This window comes from Synechococcus sp. CS-1329 (assembly GCF_025128055.1).
Lineage (GTDB): Bacteria > Cyanobacteriota > Cyanobacteriia > PCC-6307 > Cyanobiaceae > Regnicoccus_A.
On the sequence record NZ_JAHLYS010000048.1, the window covers coordinates 30,913 to 54,146 of the forward strand.

General features: G+C 65.8%; 17 protein-coding genes and 1 pseudogene. 9 read left to right on the plus strand and 9 right to left on the minus strand.

Features of this window, described 5'->3' with window-relative positions:
- The first annotated feature begins 99 nt into the window (after window positions 1-99).
- Entirely contained in the window at window positions 100-1,938 is a 1,839-nt protein-coding gene (locus KQ304_RS12940) for an FAD-dependent oxidoreductase (RefSeq protein WP_259737477.1), read from the plus strand.
- Here KQ304_RS12940 and KQ304_RS12945 read toward each other — a convergent pair.
- The 3 genes from KQ304_RS12945 to rpmG form a co-directional block, all read right to left on the minus strand.
- Window positions 1,935-3,959: a ribonuclease catalytic domain-containing protein gene (locus tag KQ304_RS12945; protein WP_259737478.1), complete on the minus strand. Its 2,025-nt coding sequence runs from the start codon at window positions 3,957-3,959 to the stop codon at window positions 1,935-1,937. The two genes, KQ304_RS12940 and KQ304_RS12945, sit on opposite strands and share 4 nt — an antisense overlap.
- A 34-nt stretch (window positions 3,960-3,993) precedes the next feature.
- The gene (rpsR, locus tag KQ304_RS12950; RefSeq protein ID WP_006171444.1) at window positions 3,994-4,215 is read right to left on the minus strand and encodes a 30S ribosomal protein S18; all 222 of its coding nucleotides are present in this window, start codon (window positions 4,213-4,215) and stop codon (window positions 3,994-3,996) included.
- Window positions 4,216-4,290: 75 nt separating this feature from the next.
- Window positions 4,291-4,485: a 50S ribosomal protein L33 gene (gene rpmG / locus KQ304_RS12955; protein ID WP_255108049.1), complete on the minus strand. Its 195-nt coding sequence runs from the start codon at window positions 4,483-4,485 to the stop codon at window positions 4,291-4,293.
- Between the two features lie 110 nt (window positions 4,486-4,595).
- Here rpmG and pheT point away from each other — a divergent pair, with 110 nt between their 5' ends.
- On the plus strand, window positions 4,596-7,061 hold the full coding sequence (gene pheT, locus KQ304_RS12960; protein ID WP_259737479.1) for a phenylalanine--tRNA ligase subunit beta: 2,466 nt from the start codon (window positions 4,596-4,598) through the stop codon (window positions 7,059-7,061).
- A gap of 24 nt (window positions 7,062-7,085) precedes the next feature.
- Here the strand turns inward: pheT and rlmD are convergent, their stop codons facing one another.
- Window positions 7,086-8,486 carry a 23S rRNA (uracil(1939)-C(5))-methyltransferase RlmD gene (rlmD, locus tag KQ304_RS12965; RefSeq protein WP_259737480.1) on the minus strand — a complete coding sequence of 467 codons (1,401 nt, stop codon included), beginning with the start codon at window positions 8,484-8,486 and terminating at the stop codon, window positions 7,086-7,088.
- Window positions 8,487-8,608: 122 nt separating this feature from the next.
- Here rlmD and apcD point away from each other — a divergent pair, with 122 nt between their 5' ends.
- Window positions 8,609-9,103, plus strand: a complete 495-nt coding sequence (gene apcD / locus KQ304_RS12970) for an allophycocyanin subunit alpha-B (RefSeq protein WP_259737481.1) — start codon at window positions 8,609-8,611, stop codon at window positions 9,101-9,103.
- A 39-nt stretch (window positions 9,104-9,142) separates the two neighbouring features.
- On the opposite strand, the gene rppB is transcribed toward apcD, so the two are convergent.
- Both rppB and rppA read right to left on the minus strand, forming a co-directional pair.
- On the minus strand, window positions 9,143-10,519 hold the full coding sequence (gene rppB, locus KQ304_RS12975; RefSeq protein ID WP_259737482.1) for a two-component system sensor histidine kinase RppB: 1,377 nt from the start codon (window positions 10,517-10,519) through the stop codon (window positions 9,143-9,145).
- A gap of 11 nt (window positions 10,520-10,530) precedes the next feature.
- On the minus strand, window positions 10,531-11,229 hold the full coding sequence (rppA, locus tag KQ304_RS12980) for a two-component system response regulator RppA (protein ID WP_259737576.1): 699 nt from the start codon (window positions 11,227-11,229) through the stop codon (window positions 10,531-10,533).
- Window positions 11,230-11,338: 109 nt separating this feature from the next.
- Here rppA and KQ304_RS12985 point away from each other — a divergent pair, with 109 nt between their 5' ends.
- The 4 genes from KQ304_RS12985 (at window position 11,339) to KQ304_RS13000 (ending at window position 16,470) form a co-directional block, all read left to right on the plus strand.
- On the plus strand, window positions 11,339-11,917 hold the full coding sequence (locus KQ304_RS12985; protein ID WP_259737483.1) for an efflux RND transporter periplasmic adaptor subunit: 579 nt from the start codon (window positions 11,339-11,341) through the stop codon (window positions 11,915-11,917).
- On the plus strand, window positions 11,910-15,041 hold the full coding sequence (locus tag KQ304_RS12990) for an efflux RND transporter permease subunit (RefSeq protein ID WP_259737484.1): 3,132 nt from the start codon (window positions 11,910-11,912) through the stop codon (window positions 15,039-15,041). The genes KQ304_RS12985 and KQ304_RS12990 overlap by 8 nt, the downstream gene beginning before the upstream one ends.
- Window positions 15,038-16,195, plus strand: a complete 1,158-nt coding sequence (locus KQ304_RS12995; protein ID WP_259737485.1) for an efflux RND transporter periplasmic adaptor subunit — start codon at window positions 15,038-15,040, stop codon at window positions 16,193-16,195. The genes KQ304_RS12990 and KQ304_RS12995 overlap by 4 nt, the downstream gene beginning before the upstream one ends.
- A 131-nt stretch (window positions 16,196-16,326) precedes the next feature.
- On the plus strand, window positions 16,327-16,470 hold the full coding sequence (locus KQ304_RS13000; protein WP_259737486.1) for a hypothetical protein: 144 nt from the start codon (window positions 16,327-16,329) through the stop codon (window positions 16,468-16,470).
- Window positions 16,471-16,620: 150 nt separating this feature from the next.
- Here the strand turns inward: KQ304_RS13000 and KQ304_RS13005 are convergent, their stop codons facing one another.
- Window positions 16,621-17,034 (minus strand): hypothetical protein, encoded by a 414-nt coding sequence (locus tag KQ304_RS13005; RefSeq protein ID WP_259737487.1) that lies wholly within the window; start codon window positions 17,032-17,034, stop codon window positions 16,621-16,623.
- A 610-nt stretch (window positions 17,035-17,644) separates the two neighbouring features.
- Here KQ304_RS13005 and KQ304_RS13010 point away from each other — a divergent pair.
- Both KQ304_RS13010 and KQ304_RS13015 read left to right on the plus strand, forming a co-directional pair.
- Window positions 17,645-17,965 (plus strand): annotated as a pseudogene (locus KQ304_RS13010) (efflux RND transporter permease subunit); the annotation flags it as partial.
- A 5-nt stretch (window positions 17,966-17,970) separates the two neighbouring features.
- On the plus strand, window positions 17,971-19,065 hold the full coding sequence (locus KQ304_RS13015) for a DMT family transporter (protein ID WP_259737577.1): 1,095 nt from the start codon (window positions 17,971-17,973) through the stop codon (window positions 19,063-19,065).
- A gap of 1,213 nt (window positions 19,066-20,278) precedes the next feature.
- Here the strand turns inward: KQ304_RS13015 and KQ304_RS13020 are convergent.
- Both KQ304_RS13020 and KQ304_RS13025 read right to left on the minus strand, forming a co-directional pair.
- On the minus strand, window positions 20,279-21,328 hold the full coding sequence (locus KQ304_RS13020; protein ID WP_259737489.1) for a J domain-containing protein: 1,050 nt from the start codon (window positions 21,326-21,328) through the stop codon (window positions 20,279-20,281).
- A 21-nt stretch (window positions 21,329-21,349) separates the two neighbouring features.
- On the minus strand, window positions 21,350-23,062 hold the full coding sequence (locus tag KQ304_RS13025) for a DUF3370 domain-containing protein (RefSeq protein ID WP_259737490.1): 1,713 nt from the start codon (window positions 23,060-23,062) through the stop codon (window positions 21,350-21,352).
- Window positions 23,063-23,234: the final 172 nt, after the last annotated feature.

The following is a 23,234-nucleotide window of genomic DNA, read 5'->3' on the forward strand; positions in this document are numbered from 1 at the left end:
ATCCTACCGAGTGCCTCTGCGCAGCCAGTCACGCCGGCCCTGGGCCCCACGGATCGGCACAATCGAGCAGCCGGTTTCATCCCTGTGGTCAGCGGCCCGATGCGAGCGAGAGACGATCAGGCCGCCGTGGTGGTCTGGGGTGGTGGCAGCGGCGGCGTGGCTGCCGCCCTGCAGGCCGCCCGCGGCGGTGCCGACACCCTGCTGCTGACGCCAGGACCCTGGCTGGGGGGCATGGTGAGTGCGGCGGGGGTCTGCGCGCCGGATGGCAACGAGCTCAGTCCCTGGCAGAGCGGGATCTGGGGAGCACTGCTGCGGGCCCTGCAGCGGCAGGAACCCGAAGGCCTTGACCACAACTGGGTGAGCTGCTTCGGCTGGCGACCCGCCAGCGCCGAGCGGGTGCTGCGCGGCTGGGTGGCCGCTGAGCCCCGGCTGCGCTGGTGGAGCGGCTGCCGGCTGCATCAGCTGGAGCGCAGCGGCACCCGGCTCACAGCCCTGGTGCTGGAGCACCGCGGTGAACTGGTGCGGCTGGCTCTGGATCTGGCCATCGACGGCAGCGATCGCGGCGATCTGCTGCCCCTGGCCCAGGTGCCCTTCCGCTTCGGCTGGGAGGCCAGCGACGACTGGGCTGAACCCAGCGCCCCCAGCCGCCAGCGACTGGGGAGCGAACCGTTCTTCCAGCGCCAGCCGCTGCAATCCCCCACCTGGGTGGTACTGGCCCGGGAATCGGAGGGTCCCTGCCCGCAGGGGAGCCCGGTGGCCACTCCGTTCGAGCGGGCCACCGAGACCTTTGGCCTGCAGCGCACCCTCAGCTACGGCCGGCTGCCCGGTGGCCTGGTGATGCTCAACTGGCCCCTGCATGGCAACGACTGGCACGACGGCCTCGAGCGCGGCTTCGGCGACGATCTCAGCGCCCAGGCGGAGCTGGAGCAAGCCATGCGGGACCACAGCCTGGCGTTTCTCGCCGCCCTGCAGGAGGCCTCCGGCGGCTGGCTGCAGCCCGCCCAGGTGTTCCCCGAGGCCGGCTGTGCCGGCTCTGCGCTGGCGGGTCCTTCGTCGCTGGCCCTGATGCCCTACTGGCGCGAGGGGCGGCGGCTGGTGGGCCACAGCCTGGTGCTGGAGCAGGATCTGCTGCCCCTGATCCCAGCGAGCGCCAAGGGCGGCCCCGACGACGACGGGGCCTGGATCGGGCCGATCCCGCGCGACCGGCAGGGCCGCTGCAGCTCGATCGCGGTGGGCAACTACGCCAACGATCACCACTATCCCGGCGCCGACTGGCCCCTGGCCCCCAAGAGCTGCCGCTGGGGCGGCCGCTGGAGCGGCACGCCGTTCATGCTTCCCTACGGAGCGCTGGTGAGCGCCGATCTCGACAACCTGCTGACGGCGGACAAGGCCATCAGCTGCAGCCACATGGCCAACGGAGCCACCCGGCTGCAGCCGCTGATCCTCAACATCGGCCAGGCGGCCGGGGCCGCAGCCGCCCTCTGCGTCGCCACCGGCACGGCGCCTGCCGACCTCGACGTGCGGCTTGTGCAGGAGGCCCTGATCAGCGATGGGGCGGCCCCGGCCGGACCGATGCCCCTCTGGGACACCCCCTGGCACCACCCCCAGTGGCAGGAGCGCCAGCGCCGAGCTCTCCAGGATCCCGGACTGCTGCAACCCAAGGGAAGCCTGAGTGGCAGCTCAGCCCCCAGCCCTTTCGATGCACCGGCCGAACCCCATGAACAGGCCTTCGCCGGCACCCTGGTGCCCGATGGAGCCGGTGGCTACAGCCTTGAGGGGCCCACGCGCTCCTGGCCGTTGATCACCCTGGAGCCAGGCCTGCACCACTGGCTGCGGCAGCAGACGGCCCCCCGGCCGCTGCGCCTGATCGGTGTGGCCAATCCCTGGGGTCCCTGGCTGCGGGTGTCGCGGCTGGAGGCGGGATCGCTGCCGGCCTAGCGGGCATCCAGCCGCAGCAGATCGGAGAGGGAATCCACCTGTTGGACCTGAACCGTGAGCGCATCCCCCGGCTGAGACGACTCCGGAGCGCGCACGGCCTGATCCATCGCCAGGGCCTCCAGATGCACCAGCGCCAGCCGGTCCTGGGGACGCAACCAGCGCAGGAACACCGCCGCCCAACGCTCCTCGCGGTGCTGCTCAAACCAGACCTGCTGCCAGTGGCGCTGATCCTCGCGGCTGATCTGGATGCCTTCGCGGATCACTGGATCCAGCCGCTCCAGCAGCTCAGCCATCTCGGTGGCCTCCAGGGGCTCACCGCCGCCGAGGCTGGCGGCCAGTTGCCGCTGGGCCACCAGGTCGGCGTAACGGCGGATCGGTGAGGTGGCCTGCACATAGGCCGGCAACCCCAGGCTGAAATGGGGGCTCACTGAAGCGCTGGTGCTGCCGCGACTGAGGCAACGGCGCAGGGCCGCGTGGCGCACGGGTCCTTCCGGAAGGGCCTCCAGCTCGCTCTCGGGCGGCAGCTCACTGGTCGGCTGGCCGCGGAACGGCATGGCCAGGCCCAGATCAGCGGCGTGGGAGGCCACCACCGAACCGGTGAGGATCATCGCTTCGGCCACCAGGGCCCGCGCCGCCGAGGGATCGGTGATTTCCAGGGCGGCCTCATCGCCCTGGCGGCGGATCCGCCCTTCGCTCTGCTCCATCGAGAGGGCGCCGCGGGCATGACGCCAGCGGCGGCGGCGATCCAGCAGATCCTGCAGCTGGGCCAGGTCGGGCTCCTCGGGCGGGGCCAGATCGATCAGGGCATCGCCATCGCCGTAGGTGAGGCGGTAGGTGGGGCGAATCCAGCTGCGCACGAGTTCATGGCGCTCCACGCTGCCGTCTGCGGCCAGCTCCACCGCACAGCTCCAGGCGGCACAGCGCTGCCCCTGACGCAGGCTGAACGGACCCACCGCCAGGGCCAGGGGGAACATCGGCACCACCCCGGAGGCCAGGTAAAGGCTGGAGCCCCGGCGGCGGGCCTCCAGATCGAGGGGAGAGCCGCTGGCCACCAGCCGCCCGGGATCGGCGATGTGAACCCAGAGACGCAGCCCACCCCCATCAAGCGGTTCGAGGGCCACGGCGTCATCGATCTCCTCGGTGTCGGCGTCATCGAGGGTGTAGCTGCGCAGGCCGGTGAGATCACGGCGGTTTTCATCCCCTGGCAGCTCCTGTTCTGCCTGGGCCAGCAGCCGCTCGGCCTCCGCCAGCAGGGCTGGATCGAAGCCCTGATCCCAGACGCTGCTGCGCAGCGACGGCAGGTCATGGGGCGACCACTGGCCCAGATCCACCAGCAGCCGGCGCACCGGCCCGGGTTCGGCGGCGCAGTGGGCCGCCTGCAGGCCCCGGCGCAGTTCCGGGTCGGAGAGCTCCTCGATCTCGCCGGCAGCAAAAGCCAGCAGCTGCTGCAGATGCCGGTTCTGGGCGGGATCGAGCTCCGCGGACTGGAGAGGGGTGCGCCGGCTGAGCAGGCCAAACCAGTGCTGCAGCCGCCGTTCCTCCAGCACCTGTCGGTGGCGGTCGTGGCGCAGCTGGCGCAGATCCCGCAGGGAGCGGGGGTGAACCCGGCCCTGGCGCCAGCGAAACAGGTGCTGCTCGCCCTGCTGCAACCAGCACCAGCAGGCGGCCCTGGTGGCCGGACCATCGGCACCGGCCACCAGCTCACTGAACTCCTCCAGGCTCACCCCCTGCTCAGGAGGATCCTCCACCAGCAGCAGCCAAGCCGCTCCCAGATCGCGACGACCCGGGGATGCGGCCACCAGGGCTGCAGGCACCAGCTGCCAGGGGGGCTGATCCAGGCGGGCAGGCGGATCCTGAAGGCCTGGCAGGGACGCCAGCAGGTCCAGCTGCCGCATCGGCAGCGTCTGGGAACGGGCGTCCCAGCCGGCCTTGAGACGGGCACGACTGCCCTGGATCGCTTCGATCAAGGCCAGTTCAGGACCTTTCGAGCCGTTCAGACCGACGAGATCACCCGGCTGCAACCGTCATGCTCCGCTGGGGCAGGAGAAGCACCGCTCAGCCTTCGGGATTCACGAAGGGCAGCAGCGCCACGATCCGGGCCCGCTTGACGGCATTGGTGAGGTCGCGCTGCTGCTTGGCGGTGAGACCAGACAGACGACGGGGAAGGATCTTGCCGCGCTCGGTGATGAACTTCTTGAGCAGATCGACATCCTTGTAGTCGATCGGGTCACCGGGCTTGATCGGTGAGAGGCGCTTCTTGAAAAAGGAACTGGACATGGGTGGGCGAAAACGGACAGGGGAATGAAGGACGAGCTGCTGGGGTGTGCGCCCTTGGGCGAGCGACCCCGGACCTCACTTGATCTCTTTGTGAGCCGTGCTCTTGTTGCAGTGAGGGCAGAACTTCTTCAGCTCCAGCCGTTCGGTGGTGTTGCGGCGATTCTTCTGGGAGGTGTAACGGGACACCCCGGGAGAGCGCTTGGCGGGATTGGACCGGCATTCGGTGCACTCGAGAGTGATCACGATCCGGACGCCCTTGTTCTTGGCCATAGGAAGGACGTGCGCCGCTTGATGCGAGGCGAAATGACAATCCGGCACTTTACCCTCCCGGGCTCCGCCATTCCGATCCTTAGGATCTGGACCCTGATTGATGCAGACGGATGCGGGTCTCGCTCCAGTGGTTGCGGGACCTGGTCTCCTGCGATGGGCCGGTCCAGGAGCTCGCCGAGCGGCTCTCCATCGCCGGCTTTGAGGTGGAGGCCATCGACGACCTCGCCAGCCAGGCCGCGGGCGTGGTGGTGGGCTATGTCGAAGATCGGCAGCCCCATCCCGGTGCCGACCGCCTGAGCGTCTGTCAGCTGAGGGTGACGGGGCCCGGATCTGCCGAAGCGCCGCTGCAGGTGGTCTGCGGCGCCGCCAACGTGCGCGCCGGCATCCATGTGCCCGTGGCCCTGGTGGGCGCCCACCTCAGCGCCGTGGATCTGACGATCCAGGCCAGCGAGCTGCGGGGCGTGGCCAGCAGCGGCATGATCTGCTCCCTCAAGGAACTGGGGCTGACGGGCAACTCCGACGGCATCGCCGTGCTCGACGAACTGCTGGAGGTGGTGCCGGCCGTGGGCACTCCGGTGGCGGCGGCCCTTGGCCTCGACGATCAGGTGCTGGAGCTGGCGATCACCGCCAACCGCCCCGACGGCCTCTCGATGCTGGGCATCGCCCGGGAAGTGGCCGCCCTCACCGGCGGCCGGCTCAGCCTGCCCCCCGCCGCACCCGTGATCCCCGCCGAGCCCTTGCCGGTGGATCCGGCCAGCGCCGCCGCGATCGAAGCCGGCGGCCTGTTCAGCCTCACCGCCCTGAGCGGCGTGCGGGTGGAGCCCTCGCCGGCCTGGCTGCAGCGTCGCCTGGAGCGGGCCGGCCTGCGGCCGATCAACACCGTGGTCGACATCACCAATCTGGTGATGCTGGAAACAGGTCAGCCGCTGCATGCCTTCGACCAGGGCCGGCTGGCGCTGTCGGGGGGCGGGCCAGCCGACCCGGCGGCCCTGGGCCTGCGCTCCGCCCGGGCGGCTGAAGCCTTTTCTGGCCTCGATGGCTCCAGCCATGAGCTGGGTCCTGAAGCGCTGGTGGTGACCTACGGCGATCAACCGATCGCCCTGGCCGGCGTGATCGGCGGCGCCGACTCGGCGGTGCAGGCCGACACCACGGCCATCTGGCTGGAAGCGGCGATGTTCAGCGCCGAAGCCGTGCGCCGCAGTGCCCGCAGCGTCGGCCTGCGCACCGATGCCAGCGCCCGCTTCGAGAAGGGCCTACCCCGTGAGGTCACCCTGACGGCCGCCGACCGGGCCGTGCAACTGCTGCAGGAGCTGGCGGGCGGCCAGGTGGAAGGCCGCTGGCTGCATCAGCGCCCCCATCAGCCGGTGCAGCCCCTGCGCCTGCGCCGCGATGCCCTGCACAACCTGTTGGGCCCGGTGCTGGTGGATGGTCAGGCCGAAGACCTGGCCGATGCACGGATCGAGCAGACCCTCACGGCCCTGGGCTGCAGCCTGCAGGCCGACGACGGCGAAAGCTGGCTGGTGTCGGTACCCCCCTCCCGCTCGATGGATCTCACCCGGGAGGTGGATCTGATCGAGGAGGTGGCTCGGCTGGTGGGTTACGACCACTTCGCCAGCCACCTGCCCGATCCGATCGAGTCCGGCGGGCTCGAACCCGGCCAGCAGGCGGAGCGCTGGTTACGGCAGGCGCTCTGCCAGGCCGGCCTGCAGGAAACCTGCTCCTTTTCGCTGGTGCCTGCCCAGGGCCTGATCGAGCACGCCCCGCGGCTGGGGCTCACCAATCCCCTGCTCACCGACTACGGCCACCTGCGCGACAGCCTGCTCGATGAACTGCTGCTGGCCGCCCGGCGCAACCTGCAGGCCTCAATGCCGGGCTTCTGGGCCTTCGAGATCGGCCGTGTCTTTCAGAGCGAGGGGGAGAGCCTGAGCGAGCGCAGCGAGCTGGCCGGAGTGATCTGCGGCGAGCGCCGCTCGGAGCTCTGGAGCAGCGCCGGCAAGGGACGCAACCTCGACTACTTCGAGGCCCGCGGTGTGCTGCAGCGGGCCCTGGCCGCCCTGAAGATCCCTTGCGAGGACCGGCCCAACGCTGACCATCCCCTGCTGCACCCGGGCCGGGCCGCCGAGCTGGTGGTGGAGGGCCGGGTGGCGGGCTGGTTCGGCCAGTTGCATCCGCAGCGGGCCGAAGCCCTCGATCTGCCGGAGGCCACCCACCTGTTCCAGCTCGCCCTGACTCCACTGCTGGACGCCGCCACCCGGCGCAACCGCTGGCAACCGGCTTTCGCCCCTTACGCCACCGTGCCGGCCTCCGAGCGCGACCTGGCCCTGGTGGTTCCCGATGCCGTCAGCGCCGCCCAGCTGCTGAGCGCCATCCGCAAGGCCGGCAAACCGCTGCTGGAATCGGCGGAACTGATCGACCGCTACGTGGGCAGCCAGGTGGAGGCGGGCCACGCCAGCCAGGCCTTCCGCCTGCGCTACCGCGATGCCCGCCGCACCCTGACCGAGGCGGAGGTGGAGCAGGCCCACTCCAAGATTGTGGGCGCCCTGCAGAAGCAGTTCGGCGCCGCCAGACGCTCCTAGGGCTCCGCGGCGCCGACGCAGGGCTCAGCTGCCGGGGATCTCGAAGGTGCGCTCCAGCACGGCCAAAGCCTCCACATGCTGGGTCTGGGGGAAGAAATCGATCGGCTGGACCCGCAGCAGACGCAGGGTTCCCGCCGCTGTGAGCCGGGCCAGGTCGCGGGCCAGGGTGGCGGGGTTGCAGCTGAGGTAGGCCACCCGCTCGGGAGGGGCGGCCAGGATCGCGTCGCAGACCCGCTCCGGCAGCCCCTTGCGCGGCGGATCCAGCAGCAGTCCATCGGCACCCTCTAGCGCTTCGGGCAGGGCCAGGGCCACATCGGCGGCCTCGAGGGTGAGGCCATTGAGCCCGTTGAGCCCGGCATTGAGCCGGGCCTGCTCGACGCTGGAGGGGTGCTGCTCCAGGCCCAGCACCCTGGCGCCGGCGGCGGCCAAAGGCAGGCTGAAGGTGCCGATGCCGCAGTAGGCATCCACCAGCCGGCGGCCGGGGGCGGGGCGCAGGGCCTCGATCAGCAGGGGCACCAGGCGCTCGGCCTGGGCGGTGTGCACCTGAAAGAAGGTGTCCGGGCCGATGCGCAGCTCCAGGCCCGCGAAGCTGTCGTTGAGCCAGGGGCGGCCGGCGATCTCAAGGGTGCGGGGCCCCATCAGGGTGTTGGTGGGCAGGGGCTGGATGTTGAGACCGACGCCCACCAGTTCCGGCCAGCGCTCCATCCAGATCTCCGCCATCGCCGCCAGGTCGGGCAGGTCGCTGTGGCTGCTGATCAAGGTGAGCAGCACTTCACCGCTGTGGTGGCCGACCCGCAGGGCCAGGTGACGCAGGCCGCCTCCCTCGCTGAGATCCACATCCACCGGCCAGTCGCTCTGCTCGAGATCGAGCTTGAGGGGAGCGATCATCCGATCGATGCGGGGATCGAGCACCGGGCAGCGATTCATGTTGACAATCCTGTGGGTGCCGCTGCGGTAGAAGCCCGCCCGCAGCTGCCCGTCGGGGCAGCGCTCCAGGGGAATCGTGGTGCGGTTGCGGTAAGCCAGCGGGCTGGCGGCCGCCAGAATCGGCTCCACCTCCAGGCTCTGGCCGCCGATGCGGCGCATGGCCTGCTGCACCAGGTCCTGTTTCCAGGTCAGCTGGGCCTGGTCGTTGAGGTGTTGAACACCGCAGCCGCCGCAGTCGGAGGCCAGGATGCAGGGAGGCTGACGCCGCTCGGGCGAATCGTTGTGGCGCTCCAGAGGGTGAGCCACCAGGTGACGCTGGGCCTTGTGGTGCACCCGGGCCCGCACCTGCTCTCCGGGCAAGGCCTCGGGCACGAAGACCACCAGGTCAGGGGACGACCCGTCGGTGGAGGCGATGCGTGCCACCCCCTGGCCGTGGTGGTTGAGGCCGGAGATGCACAGATCCAGGTCCGTACCTGGGACCGGCAAGGGAAGTCCCATGGGGATCGGAGCGCTGTGGGTCGTTGAGCAAACCCTAGATGCAAAGGGGCGTTACATCTGAAGACGTCCTGCCGCAAGGGGGTTCCCGGATCGATAAAGTGATCAGGCGCCTGGTGTCCTCGATGAGCGTCGTTCGGGATCTGATCCTCCAAGCCGATGATCAGCTGCGGTATCCCAGTGGCGGAGAGCTCCGCTCGATGGCGCAGTATCTCTCTGGTGGTGCCCAGCGCATCCGTGTGGCTCGCGCCCTGGCTGCCAACGAGAAAAAGGTTGTCGATGAGGCCGCCCGCCTCCTCTTCACCCGCAAGCCTGACTATGTGGCCCAGGGCGGCAATGCCTACGGCCAGAAGCAACGGGCCCAGTGCCTGCGGGACTTCAGCTGGTATCTGCGCCTGGTGACCTACGGCGTGCTGGCCGGCAGCACCGAGAAGATCCAGGAGATCGGCCTCAACGGGGCCCGCGAGATGTACAACAGTCTCGGAGTGCCCATGGCGGGCATGGTCGAGAGCATGCGCGCCCTCAAGGAAGCCTCCCTCTCCCTGCTCGGCAACGAGGATGCCTCCAGTGCCGCCCCCTACTTCGACTACCTGATTCAGGGCATGCAGACCCAGGGCTGAGCTCTGAGGCCAAAGACTTCACAAGGCAACGCAGGTTCGTCAGCCCGCCAACGGCAGTCTCACGCTGAAAAGGCTCCCAGCCCCCAGCTTTGACGACACGTTGATCTCCCCTTGATGGCGGCGAACGATCGCTGCCGCGATGGAAAGGCCCAAGCCTGTGCCACCCTGACTCCGGGAGCGCCCCCCATCACTGCGGAAGAAACGATCAAAGAGGCGCCGCTGATCGGCAGGGCTGATGCCGATGCCGTTGTCCCTCACCTGCAGTAGCGCCTGATGTCCCTCCCGGCTCAGGCTCAGCACCACCTCCCCGCCGCTGGGGGTGTAGTGAATTGCATTCAACAGCAGGTTGAACACCAGCCGATAAAGCTCGGATTCCACAGCCAGCAGCTCGAGGCTTGGATCCCCACCCAGCAGCTGCAGTTGAACCCCTGCTGCCGCAGCCGCCTCACTGGTCTCCTCCACGAGGTCGCGCCCAATCTGAGTCAAGGAACAGAGCTGTCGTGCCGCGACTGTCTCGGGAGCATCGAGGCGGGCCAGAAACAAGAGATCTGTGATCAAGCGGCTCAGCCGTTGTCCCTGCCCGTGGACCACCGTCAGGGTCTGCTCGATCCCCATGTTTTCAGCGGGCTGCTGTCTTCTGTAGGCCTCCACCACGGCTAGCAGGTTGGCCAGAGGTGCGCGCAGTTCGTGAGCTGCATCGGCGGTGAACTGCTCCTGCTGCCGGTACGCCGCCAGCAGAGGGCTCATCGCCAGACCCGACAGCCACCAACTGGCCAGGCCCGCCACCAGTAGGGCGAACACAACAATCGTCTGAGTTGCCCACCAGAGCCGTTCCCGCTCTGCGTCGAGCCCGCTCAAGCTGCGCCCGATTTGCAGATAACCCCAATCCTGCTCCTTCGCATTTGCGCCAGGGTGCGCTGGCGTATGGGAACGGTGCAGGTGGATCGAATACTGCAGAAAGCGATCGCCCCCTGGCCCCGCCACCACCGACCAGGCGGGGCCGGAGAGTTCAGTCTTGGCTCGTGGCGAATGAATTGGCGATCCCGGGGAATGGGCGATCAGAACGCCGCGGGGATCCAGCAGGCGCAGATAGAACCGCTCCGGGTCCGTGACGCTCACGGCATGACGCGAGATCAGTGAGGGGGGAAACGGACAGGGATCGCCTACCAGGCAAAGACCGGGAAGCACAGCGGCCAGCTGGGGAGAGGGCTTGGCTTCTTGTGGCAACAATGGCTTGAGACTGTCATGCAAGGTGCCGGCCAGGGTTTCCACCTCGCGCTCGAGGGCGGTCCAGTTGGCACGCATCAGCAGGCCAAACATTCCAAAGCCAGCGCTATAGAGAATCACCCCGATCACCGCCAGGTAGACAGCCGCCAGTCGCAGGCGGCTGCGGGGGATGGGTCCAGGCTTGGCCACGGCGACACCTCCTATGGCTCAGGATCCGGATCGAAGCGATAGCCCTTCGAGGGCACGGTCTCAATTGGAGAGGCCAGCCCGTAGCTGGCGATCTTGCGCCGCAACAGACGCACCTGGGCCGCGACCACATTGCTGATCGGATCCTCATCCAATGACCAGAGCTGAGAGCGCAGCCGCGCTCCCGGAATGATCACTTGTGGATGCTCCATGAAGTAGGCCATCAGCTGGAGTTCCTTGGCGGACAGGGTGATCCTGGTGGTTTTCTTTCCCCGCTGAACGGTGAGGCAGCCCTCGGCCGGATCCAGCACATAGGGCCCGGAACTGAGCAGTGGCTCGCGGTAATTGGGCTGGCGGCGTTGCAGCGCCCGGATCCTCGCCAGTAGTTCCTCCATCGCAAAGGGCTTGCTCAGGTAGTCGTCAGCGCCGGCATCAAGGCCTTGCACCCGGTGGCTGGTGTCGGCCAGCGCCGTAAGCATCAACACCGGCAGGGTCAGACCGGCCCCGCGCACCCGCCGGCAGAGCTCAACCCCGGAAAGGCCTGGCAGCATCCAATCGACGATCGCCAGGCTGTAGGTGGTCAGCTCACCACTGAGCAGGGTCCAACCTTCTAGGCCACTGGTGCAGCGATCCACCACGTGCCCTTCACGCTGCAGCACGGTCTGGATGGCCGCAGCCAGATCCTCTTCGTCTTCCACCAGCAGGATCCGCAGCGGCATCAGGGGTCGGCTCCAGCGGGCAGATGCTAGGCAGCACAGCCGATTTCACCTGTTTTTCATCGCGGTTGCGCCATCCTCCGCCTATCCACCGTTCCCATGGGCCTTGGTCAACCGATTCCTGCAGCTGGCGGCTCGAGCCAGCCTCTCCACCGCTGCCCTGCTCGCTATCGCCACGGCATCACCGCTAGCCAGGGCCCACGTGGGCCACGGTGATGAGTTCCAGCAGCAGGGCGATGCCCGCCAGGTGCAGCGCAATGCCGACAGCGATGGGCTGCTCGGTGTGGCCACGGCCAAGCCCGAACAAGGACCTGATGGCCTGACCGTGCCCTCCACAGCTCTGGTGGATGCCAATGGCAAGCCACTGCTTTTTGTGCAGACCGAGAAGACCTACGACCCAGTCTCTGTGGAGACCGGAGCCGACCAGGGAGACCGAGTCGTCGTGACGGGAGGAATCGATCCCACCGATGACGTTGTGGTCTCAGGCGCGCTCTTGCTCTACGCCGAGTCCAAGAAGACCCAGCAGGCCGAGCCTGCCGCCGCCAGTGCCAAACCGGCGGAAGCAGCAGAAACCAACGCTGCAGGAGTCAGCAACCTTCCGGTTCCTGTGCTGGCGGCTGGGGCCGTGGTCTTTCTGGCTGGTGGAGGGATCTGGCTGAGCCGCCGCAAGAAGACCAATGCTTGAACGGCTGCTCAATGCCACCCTGCGCTTTTCGATCGCCCGCCGCTGGCTGATCGTGGCTGCAGCCCTCATGATCAGCGTCTGGGGCGTGCTGGCCGTCGGCCAGATGCCGCTGGATGTGTTCCCACCGTTTGCGCCACCGCAGGTGGATGTGCAGACCAGCGCCGCCGGTCTTTCGCCGGAAGAGGTGGAATCCCGCCTCACCCTGCCGATCGAATCGGCCGTCAACGGCATCGCCGGGGTGGAGACCGTGCGCTCCTCCTCCAAGGCGGGGCTGTCGATGGTGCAGGTGGTGTTCAACCAGAACGCCGACATCTATCGGGCCCGCCAGTCGGTCGCCGAGCGGCTGCAGCAGGTCACCCCCCAGCTGCCTGCCAATGCCAGCGCCCCGGAACTGTCACCACTGGTCTCTCCGCTGGGCACGATCCTGCAGCTCGCCTTCACGGTGAACGGGGATGGCGCCACCTCGCTGCTGGATCTGCAGCAGATGGTGCTGCGCTCCTATCGCCAGGCGATCCTGGCGGTGCCGGGTGTGGCCCAGGTGACGATCTACGGCGGCGATGAACAGCAGTTTCAGGTGTTGCTCGATCCCCAGGAGCTGCAGGTCCAGAGCGTCTCGCTTCAGGCGGTGATTGAGGGGGTGTCTGAGGCGATGGCGACCAGCCCCGGCGGCTTCCTGATCGCCGGCGGCCAGGAGCGACTCATTCGCCCCCTGGCTCAGATCACCCAGGTCACCGATCTGGCCAATGCCGCCGTCCGCAATCAACAGGGCCAACCGGTCCTGCTCTCCACCCTGGCGGAGGTGAAGCGCGGTGTGGCGCTCAAGCGTGGGGACGCCAGCTTCAACGGCAAACCCTCGGTGGTGCTGATGGTGATCAAGCAGCCTGATGTCGACACCCCCACGGTGACGCGCGCCGTGGAGCAACGCGTGGCCGAACTGAACCGGACTCTGCCAGCAGATGTGCAGATTCACCGTACCTTCCGCCAAAGCGACTTCATCGACAGCGCGATTCGCAATGTGAGTGAGTCGTTGCTGCAGGGAGTAGTGATTGTCTCACTGGTGATCGTGCTGTTCCTGATGAACTGGCGCGCCGCCGTGATCAGCCTCAGTGCCATTCCGCTGTCCCTGTTGATCGGGCTGATGCTGATGAAGGCCCTGGGCCTCGGCATCAACACCATGACCCTCGGCGGTCTGGTGGTGGCGATCGGATCGGTGGTCGATGACTCGATCGTTGACATGGAGAACTGTTACCGCGGCCTGCGCAGCAACCAGGGGAGCAATAAGCCGAAATCTTCTCTGCAGGTGGTGTTTAATACCTCGGTGGAGGTGCGCCAACCGGTGCTGTTCTCCACCGTGATCATCGCGGTGGTGTTTGCGCCGATCTTTTCGCTCACCGGGGTGGAAGGGCGCATCTTTGCGCCCATGGGTCTGGCCTATCTGTTATCCATCGGCGCCTCCACGCTGGTGGCAGTTACCCTCTCCCCGGCCCTCTGTGCCATCTTGCTGGCGCCGGTGCAACTGCCGGAGGAGAACACCTGGCTGGCCAACCAGGCCGAGCGGCTCTACGGTCCGATTCTTGACCTCACGCTGGCCTGGCCCAAGCGGGTGTTTGCCCTGGCCCTTGCGCTGCTGGTGGCCACCAGCCTGGTCCTGCCGGCCCTAGGGCGGGTGTTCCTGCCCGAATTCCGCGAGAAGTCGCTGGTCAACTCGATGGTGCTTTACCCCGGGGTATCACTGGAGATGACCAACCGTGCCGGTCAGGCCCTCACCCGTTCCCTGCAGAACAATCCATTCTTTGAGTGGGTGCAGGTGCGCACCGGCCGGGCTCCCGGTGATGCCGATGGCGCTGGCGTGAACCTGGCACACGTGGACGTGGAGCTGAGCGATCAGGCCATGGCTAACCGCCCTGCCGCCATTGCCGAACTACGCAAGGCGTTCCTGAGTCTTCCCGGCGTGGCCCCAAACATCGGCGGCTTCATCTCCCACCGCATGGATGAGGTGCTCTCCGGGGTGCGCAGCGCCATCGCCATCAAGATCTATGGCACTGATCTGGGCGAGCTGCGTCGCCTTGGCGAAGCGGTGGAGAAGGCCATCGAGCCGATTGCGGGTGTGGTGGATCTGCAACTGGAGCCGCAACTACCCATCCCCCAGGTGCAGATCCACTACGACCGCCCGCTGGCAGCGGCCCTGGGGCTGACGGTGGATGAACTCTCGCAGGCAGTGGAAATCGCCCTCAACGGCAAGGTAGCCGGCCACGTGGTCGAGGCCGGGGTGCGCAGCGACGTGTTGGTGCAGCTCAAGGAGGACACCCGCCAGAGCCTCAATGCCATTCGCTCGGTGCCGGTGGCGTTTGTCAACGGAATGACGGTGCCCCTCGGCAGCGTCGCCTGGATTGAGGAAGGGCTGGGCTCCAACGTCGTCAACCGGGAGGACGTTTCCCGCTTGATCGTGGTATCCACAAACGTGAGCGGCCGCCCACTGGGCAGTGTGGTGAAAGACATTCAGCGCACGATCGCTCGCGAAGTGCGCCTGCCCCAGGGCTACACAATTCGCTATGGCGGCCAGTTTGAATCGGAGGAACGAGCGACCGCCAGTCTGGTCTCGTACAGCCTGGTTGCCGCAGTTGTGATCAGCGTGCTGATGGTGGTCTCCATCAAGTCACTGCCAGCCACGGTGGCGATCATGCTCAACCTGCCCCTGGCCCTGATCGGTGGGGTGATGGCGGTGTTACTGACTGGGGGCGTGTTGTCGATCGCCTCGCTGATCGGCTTCATCACCCTGTTTGGCATTGCCGTGCGCAACGGCCTGCTGCTGGTCGACAACTACAACCGCCGCCACGCCGATGGTCAGCCCCTGGCCCAAGTGATCCGAGAGGGAAGCCTGGAGCGACTGAACGCGATCCTGATGACCGCCCTTTCCTCGGCCCTCGGTGCCCTGCCTCTGGCCATGGCCTTCGGTGCCGGCAACGAAATCCTGCAGCCCCTGGCGATCGTGGTGCTTGGCGGTCTGATCACCTCCACGGCGCTGACGCTGCTTGTGATTCCGGCGCTTTACGCGCAGTTTGGTCAATGGCTTCTGCCCCCAGTCGCGACTCCCTCCCCTTCCCTTCCTGCTTCCCAGCTATGAATCTGAGCCTCAACCGCATCACGAATCGGCTGCGCCAGCCCCGGTTGCTGCTTGCCCTGGCCGTTGGCGGATCGCTGCTGGTGGGCTTTGCTCTGGGCCGCTTTCAAGGTGGGGCTGCCACCTTGGAAGCGCCCACAGGGGCGGCAAAAGAGAGCTCAGATCGTGGCGTTTCCATCGCCATGAGTGATGAGCAACTGCGTCGTTCGGGGCTCAGCACCATCCGCCCTGAAGTGAGCGTGGGCACCGAACGCCCGATGTCAGGTTTTGTAGAAGCAGCTGTTGGAGCGCAATCCAATGTGGGCATGCCGGTGGCGGGCCTCATCCTTCGCGTGCTTGTGGCGCCAGGCGGTGCTGTAAGCGCCGGTGAGCCGATCGCTGAAGTGCAGAGTCCCGATGCGGCGGTGGCGCGAGCCGACGCTGAGGCGGCCAAGGCCACGGCACAGTCGCTGGCTTATCAGTACCGTCTGGTCGGCCCGGCAGCACAGCAGGGTGCTCTGTCGGCACAGGAATTGGAGAGCCGCCGCATTGCCAGCGTGACCGCAGCCAGCAGCGCCCGTGCTGCGGCGGCTACGGCCACGGCGATGGGACAACCCGATGCCATGGGACGCCTGTTGGTCCGAAGCCCGATCCATGGCCAGATCACGGCGGTGAAGACGTCACCCGGAGCGGTGCTTCAAGCGGGTGAAGTAGTCGCCCAGATCAACGATGCCCGTGGCAGCGAACTGCGCTTCCTGGTGTCGCCGGTGCTGGCCGCCAACCTGAAGAGCGGCCAGCTGATGCGCGTGAAGGCGGGATCGAGAGATCTGCGTGCTCGCGTGGTGGCGGTCGCCCCCGACAGCAGCACAGGAAACAGAGTCACGGTAGTGCGCGCCCAGTTGGTGGATGCCACGATGCCTCCTGCCGGCACAGCGGTGACGGGCTTTGTGCTGGTGCCGGCCTCCGAACAACGGTTCATGGTGCCGGCCGATGCCATTCAGTTGGTCAATGGCTCGACAGTGGTCTTCCGTTACCAACGGGGTGTGGTGGAGACAGTGCCGGTGGTGGTGGGCCAGCAGTCGGCTGAGCGGGCTGAAATCCTGCGAGGCGTGCGCGGCGGAGATCTGCTGCTGAGCGGCAACACGGCCAAGCTGCGCACCGCCCTGGCCGGGCAATAGCGTTCAGACCACGACTGATGGTGGTATGGGCCGGGATTATTGAGGGCCAGCTCCCCCCGGCGGGCACCGCCGGGACGGCGTTCGTGACTGTGCCGTCCGCGCAACGGCGGTTCACGCTTCCGACCGATGCCGTGCAGCTGCGTAACGGCCAGCCCGTGGTGTTCCGCTATCGCCGCGGCATCGCTGAACTAGCGACGGTGGTGATCGCTCGCCGCAACGGCGAGCGGGTGAGCATCCTTTCGGGCTTGAGCGGAGCGGTGACGACCTGGTCCTGACAGGCAACACTTCCGTGCTGCTCTCCTGCCGGACCGATTCGAAACCGTGACGACGTGTTGCTGCGGACGTCCTCAGGGAGACGCCCGCAGCGAATGGAGGCCCCAGCGCTGGGGCTTCTCAATCATGGCAACAGACCTAAGGGGAATACTTCAGGGCCTGACCTTTTCACATACCCCCAGATACTGCAGGCGGGCTCGGGTGGTGTCTGCCACCATCACGAAGTCCAGATCCTCCGTATCAAATGAGACCCGCTCATTGCGACCCTGCACGGGAATCGTGAAGCGGACGTCATCATCACGGAACAAGGCCGGCACCGTTGTGGTTTTGCCATCGATGACAACCGCAACTTGCTGAGACCTTCGATCAAGCTGAAGCTCGAAGGTCCAGTTGCGGCGACCCCTTGGCTTGACTGGAGAAAACTTGACGTAGCCAGTCGTGCGCTTAAAACGACAGCTGTAACCGGAAGCCTCCAGATGGTTGACAGCGACAGCCGGTGCGCCATCGATCGCGATCGGCAGGAGCAGGGAAGTGGCAGCTGCGAATCGAATTGCAAACGCTCTCATGTTGGGCGTACTGGAGAGATGTACAAGAGGTAATTCTATTGATTCCCAGGGTCATCAGTGGCATTCTCTGGCGGCAAAAGCAAGCGCATCTCGCTCCCAGTCCCTCAACAGAACAGCCCTCGCATGTCTGCGGATCAGGCCTCGTGGTGTGTCGCCTTCAACGCCCCGTATCCCTGCTCTCCGTAACCGCGAGAGATCGCCACTCTATGCAGAGATCCTGGTCACATGGAAGTGCCAAGTCCTGTCGGAGTGACTGGCAGCGCGAGCACACCAGAGTCCAATTAATCTTGTTCAGAACATTTATTGGAGCGACCTATCTTTGCCCAAAGGTTGCAGTTGCTCCAGTGGGTATGAATCGTTACGGGAAACCTTTTGACGCCGATCATCGCATGCCGTGCCTACCGAGGAATCAGCACCCGCGCGACTTCCTGAGAGGATTCAATCTCAGTCTGTGTTGAGGTCTGGAGGAAGGCTGATCTCAGCCGTGCGATGGAAGACAATTCGTTGGCGCATCAGATGATGGCTACCTCGGCGCGAGTTTTGAGGCATCACAGCCTGCGCCGATGTGTTCCCAGTCTCCGGGGGAATGGCGCGGTCGTCTTACGATCAATTGGTGGACAAGCACAGTCGCCGCCACGTGGAAGGAATCGATCTCAAGGCGGTGATCCGCGGCGGCAGCCTTCAGCGCCGGAACGCAATCCTGATGACGGCCCTCACCTCGGCCCTGGGCATGCTGCCGCTGGCCCTGGCCTTTAGGGCAGGCAACGAGATCCTCCAACCCCTGGCGATTGTGGTGCTCGGTGGTTTGATCACCTCCACCAGCCCCACCCTGCTGGTGCTCCCGGCCCTCCATGCCAGTTTCGGACGCTGGTTGCTCACCCGCCTCCGGAAGCCTGCGCGAGGCTTGAAGCCATTGGCGGTGATCCTGTGACGGGAGTGAGGGGCAACCCGCAGCGCTGGGGCCTGATCGCCGGCCTGCTGGCTGCCGTGTTCTTCGGCCTCAGCGCACCGTTGATCAGCGTCATCAGCCACGAAGGTTCGCCGCTGATGATCGCCGCGCTGCTCTACGGAGGAGCTGCCATCGCTCTGGTGGTGGTGCGGGGGGTCCTGGGCCATCAGCAGGAGGAGTCACCGGTTCAGCGCCGTGACCTGCCACCGCTGCTGGGGCTCACCGTTCTGGGGGGGATGGTTGGTCCGATCTGCCTGGTGCAGGGTCTCACCCTGCTTTCGGCGGGCTCCGCTTCGCTGCTGCTGAATCTGGAAGCGGTGTTCACGCTGCTGATCGCGGTGCTGATCGGCTGTGAACACCTCAGCCGCAAGGGGCTGATCGCTGCTGTTCTGACCATAGGAGGTGCCGTACTGCTCACGAAAGGTTCCTTGAACGGTGCCAGCCTGCAGGGCGCGCTGCTGATCGGCGGGGCTTGTCTTGCCTGGGGGATCGACAACAACCTCAGCCAACGCCTCAGTTTGTGCAACCCAATTCAGATCGCGCTGCTGAAGGCGATCGGAGCCTCGGTTCCCATGCTTATCCTGGCCCTCGCTGCCCGGCAGTCCATACCGGCCTGGCCCGTTCTTCTGGCGTTGCTATCGATTGGCGCCGTTGGGTATGGCCTCTCGATCTGGCTGGATTTGCTCGCTCTTCGCCACCTGGGTGCGGCGCGGGAATCCGTGGTGTTTTCAACGGCGCCTTTCGTGGGCCTGCTCTTCTCCCTGCTGGTGCTGCGGGAAGCCTTCACCGGTGGCATGGTGATGGCGTCAGCCGCGATGCTGCTCGGCGTCGCCCTGCTGCTCAAGGAAGATCATTCCCACTTGCATCGGCACCAGGCGCTCCACCATGCCCACCGTCACCGCCACGACCTCGCCGGTGGCGACCCGCACCACAGCCACAACCATCCTGGGGATGGCATGGGCCCAGCCAACCCACAAAGGTCTTACTGGCATGCCCATGAGCATCAGCATGCTCCGATTGAACACGAGCATGCCCACGTCAGTGACGCGCATCACCGCCATGATCACAGCCAGGAACTGTGATGAACGAGAGCTCAATCAGCGGAAATGAGGAGATCCAAGCGATGGGCCAGTGCGACGAGCGGCCCGGACTTGAGCCATAGTCCGTGATGATTTACTCCAGCAACTCCAGCAGATCTCCGAGCGAAGGTGATGGAACTCTGGAGGGGATAGTCCAGCACCAAGTCGGTGTCGATCGAGAAGTCCTGCGCTGACACCCAGGCGCAGTGAGGGACTGATCAGATGAAACTGGATTGAGCTGGCGAAAGACCTGGATGAATAGTCTCATCTTGGTCTATGCATGAGTCCAGTTATTGGACATTATTGAGATAAGTGAATGTGTCGCCAGCCCTTCGACCCGAGCGCCTCCAAGGGAGCAACCAGACCAATCGGCTGCACTGACCGCAAAAACCATCAGCCTGAACTCAGCCAGCCAAGCTGAGGCAACTTCCAGAGTTGCAACAAACGTGGATGAACAGCCGCCAATTCTTCGCCCCTTTGGAATAATCTTTCTCATCTCATAAGGGATGAAATATAGGTCTCGCCTCAAGATCCATTCAGGACAAATAGGATTTATCAGGTGAGCCCCGCGCCTTGGCCGGAGGCCTGAGCCAAGGGAGAGCGAGGATCCGGATCCCGAGGTCAAGCCGTGAGTCCACGCAGCCCTAGGGAGTTGCTCAGCTGACTCACTTGGAATCCATTTCAAGACTCGCTATGCGTCTTAGCCTAGACACTTTCATCCAGATTGAGTCCAAGTCTTGGACCGAGTAGGCCTCTCATTTGAGATGGTTAAGAAGCAATTGCGCTCGGCCTCCCGGCCCAGCTGTGATCCAACCCCAAAAATCGCCCATTCAGCGTCATCGCAGCAGAGCGATGGGGCTCTGACAGACAGAATCATTCGCGTACCTGTGTCTACAGCAGGTACGCGAAATCGAAAAAGCTTGCCTTCACTGTCATTTGAGCGGCCAGATCGGCCCTGGACTGTGTGTCCAGGCCGGCTTGGACACACAGTCCAGGGTCTGCTGCTGAAGAGGGCCAATCGCTCCCCTCAAGGACTCGGCAACCTGAAGAGAACCAGAAGGAGTTCGCACGAGCAGCTCCAGCCAGAGCGGACCCGCTATTCCCTTGGTCTCATCGGCATCCAGAAATTGGTCTTGGGAACTTCGAGTGAGACTGCTACTAGGACCAGCTCAGGGTCTAGATTGAGACAACTGAAACAGGTTAGCGGGCTTCCCTTTCAGGTTTTGCGGCGGTAAAGCTCCTTGAGCCATTGATAAGCCTCATTGAGGCGGCGCATCGCATCGGCGCTGCCTCCTGAATCGGGGTGGTGGCTCATGGCCTGCTCGCGATAGGCCTCTCGGATCTGATGGAGGCTGAGTTGGTGCCCCGGTGCAGTGGGCAGGGCCAGCACCTTCAACGCACCCTGCAACGTCATCGTGTGCTCCAAGGTCTGGAAGGAGGTGCCCTGCCGCCGCCGGCGGAAGCGATTCACAAAGCGGCGGATCAAGGTGGGAATCCGCAGGGTGATGGTGCCGGTGCTGAAGGGATCCTCCAGCAAGCCAGCGGCCACGATCACCCGGTTGAACATGGGCGGTCCCGGGGGCCAACCACTGACGAAACCGCTGATCCACTGCTCGATCAGGGCCCAGGTGAAGGGCCGCCCCTCCGCCTGATCCGACTGGGCCCAGATGTCGCGGGCCAGCCAGAGCAAGGCGGCCTCCAGAACGGCCTCATTCGCTGCCGTTCCGTAAAGATTGAGCCAGTGCTCATCAGCCGCCAACAGCGCCTGATCCAGTTCCGGTGCCTGAACCGAGGGCAGCGGTTCAGCGGCGGCGGGCCGCGGATGCAGGCTGCGCTTCAACCGCGCCGACGACTGACGCACGAACCCTGGCAGGTCGATGCCGCTTCGGCCGGTGCTCTGGCGCGACTCCTGGGGCTGCCCATGGCGGGCAGGTCTGGCGATGGTCTCGAGCGCGGGCTGATCTGCCAGCCCACTCTCTTCATCCATGGCGTCGAGGGACAGCAGATCCCCGGCCAGCCCCGTGACCAGCACCAGAGCCCGGCAGGCATCCAGGCCCTCATCGAGAACCTCCTCCAGCTGGTCAGCATCCCCCTCGCCTTCGAAATCCTGGTCGCTGGGGAAGAGATCATCGAGCAAACGCTCAAGCAGGGCGCCACGACTGCGGTGCCCCAGCTGCTTGCAAAGCTCATCGATCTGCTCCACCTGGGCGACGGGCAGGATGAGCTGAATTCTCTGGCGATCCGCTTTTGTCTCGTCGGGTGGCACAGAAACCTGATCAGGACGGGCTTAACGGCCCATCAACTGCCTGAGAAAGCGTTGCTGGACATCGGCGGCCTCGTGGTAGCGATCCCGCAGCTGTTGAGTCTCCTGGGGAGAGGCTGGCTTGGATGTGCCCACAGGCACTTCCGCCAGGCTGGGTAGCGTCTGGGGCGCCTGGTTGAAGAGCCTCAGGGGCGGCAGCGGGGGCAACCAGGCTGGCACCAGTGCCGGCATCGACAGGGGCGGTGGCGGTGACGTGGGCCTGACGTTGGCGGGCTGGACCGGTGGGCGGGCCGGAACAGGCGCGGCAGCCGGGGGCCTGACGGCCCGGGCCGGGGCAGCAACGGCTGGAGCTGGAGCCTGCTGACCGGCCGCCACCGCGGGCGGAGCGGCGGCTGGTGCGGTCCTGCGCTTCGCAGCTGCCGCGTCTGAGGCCGCCGCCGCGCGGGCCAGTTCCACCCGGCGCTCCCGTTCGCGCAGCTGGGCCAGCTGGTAGGCCGGCACCACGCTGAGCAGATGCCCCGGGGTGGCATCGGCGGGGTAGACCATGCTCACCTTGACGCGATTGTTGACACCCGGGAGCAGGTTCAACTGCCTCAGGGAAAGGCTCTCTCCGGAGCGCATGCCCACGTGAACTTCGCCATAGCCAGCATCAGTTTCGATCCCGATTGATCCACGAAAGGCGGTGAACTGGCGGCCATTGGCGGTGGGGTGGCTGAAGACCAGTTCGTAGGGTCCTGACCCCTTGAGGTTCAGCTCCACGTCAAAGCGCACGCCATAGGTGCCGACGTTGTCGAGGGAGGAATCGACCATGCGACTGGCCAGTTCATTGACCTGGATCTCACGGGTGCCGAAATGGTGGCGATTGGTGCTGGTGAAGGGCACATGCAGGGGGGCCTGACTGAGGTCGTGGCTGATGCTGGCCGCGAAGGCATCCCCCAGGGCCACGCCGCCAACCCTGGAGAACACCTGCCGGTTCTGGATTTTGGGCAACATGCTCAGGTAAATGCGGCCCGGGGCCAGGATCCCCTGATCGAGAACTGCGATCAGATCGGCATCGCTGCGGGGATCCTCCGCCGCCACCACCGCCATCTGGAAGGGACCATCACTGCGGCCGCTGAGCAGGCCGTTGGCGATGCCGCGGGCGGGCAGCTGCGTATGGAAGAGCACGGCCCGACTCTTGGGGGGAATGGTGAACCGCTCGGGCATCTTCGAATCAAGCTGGTTGCGCAGCATGATCACCGCCGTGGCGTCGCCAGGCCCGGTATTCCAGGGCCTGGGACCCAGCGGCTTGACACCCATCAGGCGATCCGCCAGATAGGGGGCCTCAAAGCTGTTGCGCACGGCGCCCCGATCGAATTCGAGCGTGACCGGCTTCGTGCCGGGGTTGATCACGATCGTGGCCAGGGTGAGCTGGCCTCGCACCAGGCCATAGCCCAGCCGAGTGGCATCCTCGGGGTAATACTTGTGGTGCATGTGCAGACCGAATTCACCGTTGAAGGTGAACGTGGAATTGCTCAGGCTCTGGCCTGTTTCCCGTGCCACAGCCGATCCAGGGGCTGTATTGATCAAGATGCCCGGGCCGAACACCTCCTCCGGCTGGTTGGAGTGGAGCACCGGGACGGCGTTAAAACGGCCCTGCAGAGGCCGGGCTGCCTGCCCGGACATCAGCTGGATGTAGGAAGCCCGAGCTGCGGGCGCCTCCAGAACGACGCCGGCCGTGCCGGAGAGGGCGGCCATGGTGGCGAGACCGATGGGACCTAGTGTTCTCAATCTGATTCTCAAGTTGGACGGCTTTGCGGTGTTGGGCTGGTCGCTCCATGGCCTGCCATGGAGAAGGCGACGCATCAGGGGTGGACCGCTCGCTAGAACCGTCCTTACACGTGACATTTTCTCATGTTTCCTCCCTTGC

Bases quoted from the DNA above. Each gene is read 5' to 3' on its own strand.
- KQ304_RS12940 (WP_259737477.1), top strand. From the start codon at position 100: ATGCGAGCGAGAGACGATCAGGCCGCCGTGGTGGTCTGGGGTGGTGGC.
- rpsR (WP_006171444.1), bottom strand. From the start codon at position 4,215: ATGTCCAGTTCCTTTTTCAAGAAGCGCCTCTCACCGATCAAGCCCGGT.
- rpmG (WP_255108049.1), bottom strand. From the start codon at position 4,485: ATGGCCAAGAACAAGGGCGTCCGGATCGTGATCACTCTCGAGTGCACC.
- pheT (WP_259737479.1), top strand. From the start codon at position 4,596: ATGCGGGTCTCGCTCCAGTGGTTGCGGGACCTGGTCTCCTGCGATGGG.
- rlmD (WP_259737480.1), bottom strand. From the start codon at position 8,486: ATGGGACTTCCCTTGCCGGTCCCAGGTACGGACCTGGATCTGTGCATC.
- apcD (WP_259737481.1), top strand. From the start codon at position 8,609: ATGAGCGTCGTTCGGGATCTGATCCTCCAAGCCGATGATCAGCTGCGG.
- KQ304_RS12990 (WP_259737484.1), top strand. From the start codon at position 11,910: ATGCTTGAACGGCTGCTCAATGCCACCCTGCGCTTTTCGATCGCCCGC.
- KQ304_RS12995 (WP_259737485.1), top strand. From the start codon at position 15,038: ATGAATCTGAGCCTCAACCGCATCACGAATCGGCTGCGCCAGCCCCGG.
- KQ304_RS13005 (WP_259737487.1), bottom strand. From the start codon at position 17,034: ATGAGAGCGTTTGCAATTCGATTCGCAGCTGCCACTTCCCTGCTCCTG.
- KQ304_RS13025 (WP_259737490.1), bottom strand. From the start codon at position 23,062: ATGGCCGCCCTCTCCGGCACGGCCGGCGTCGTTCTGGAGGCGCCCGCA.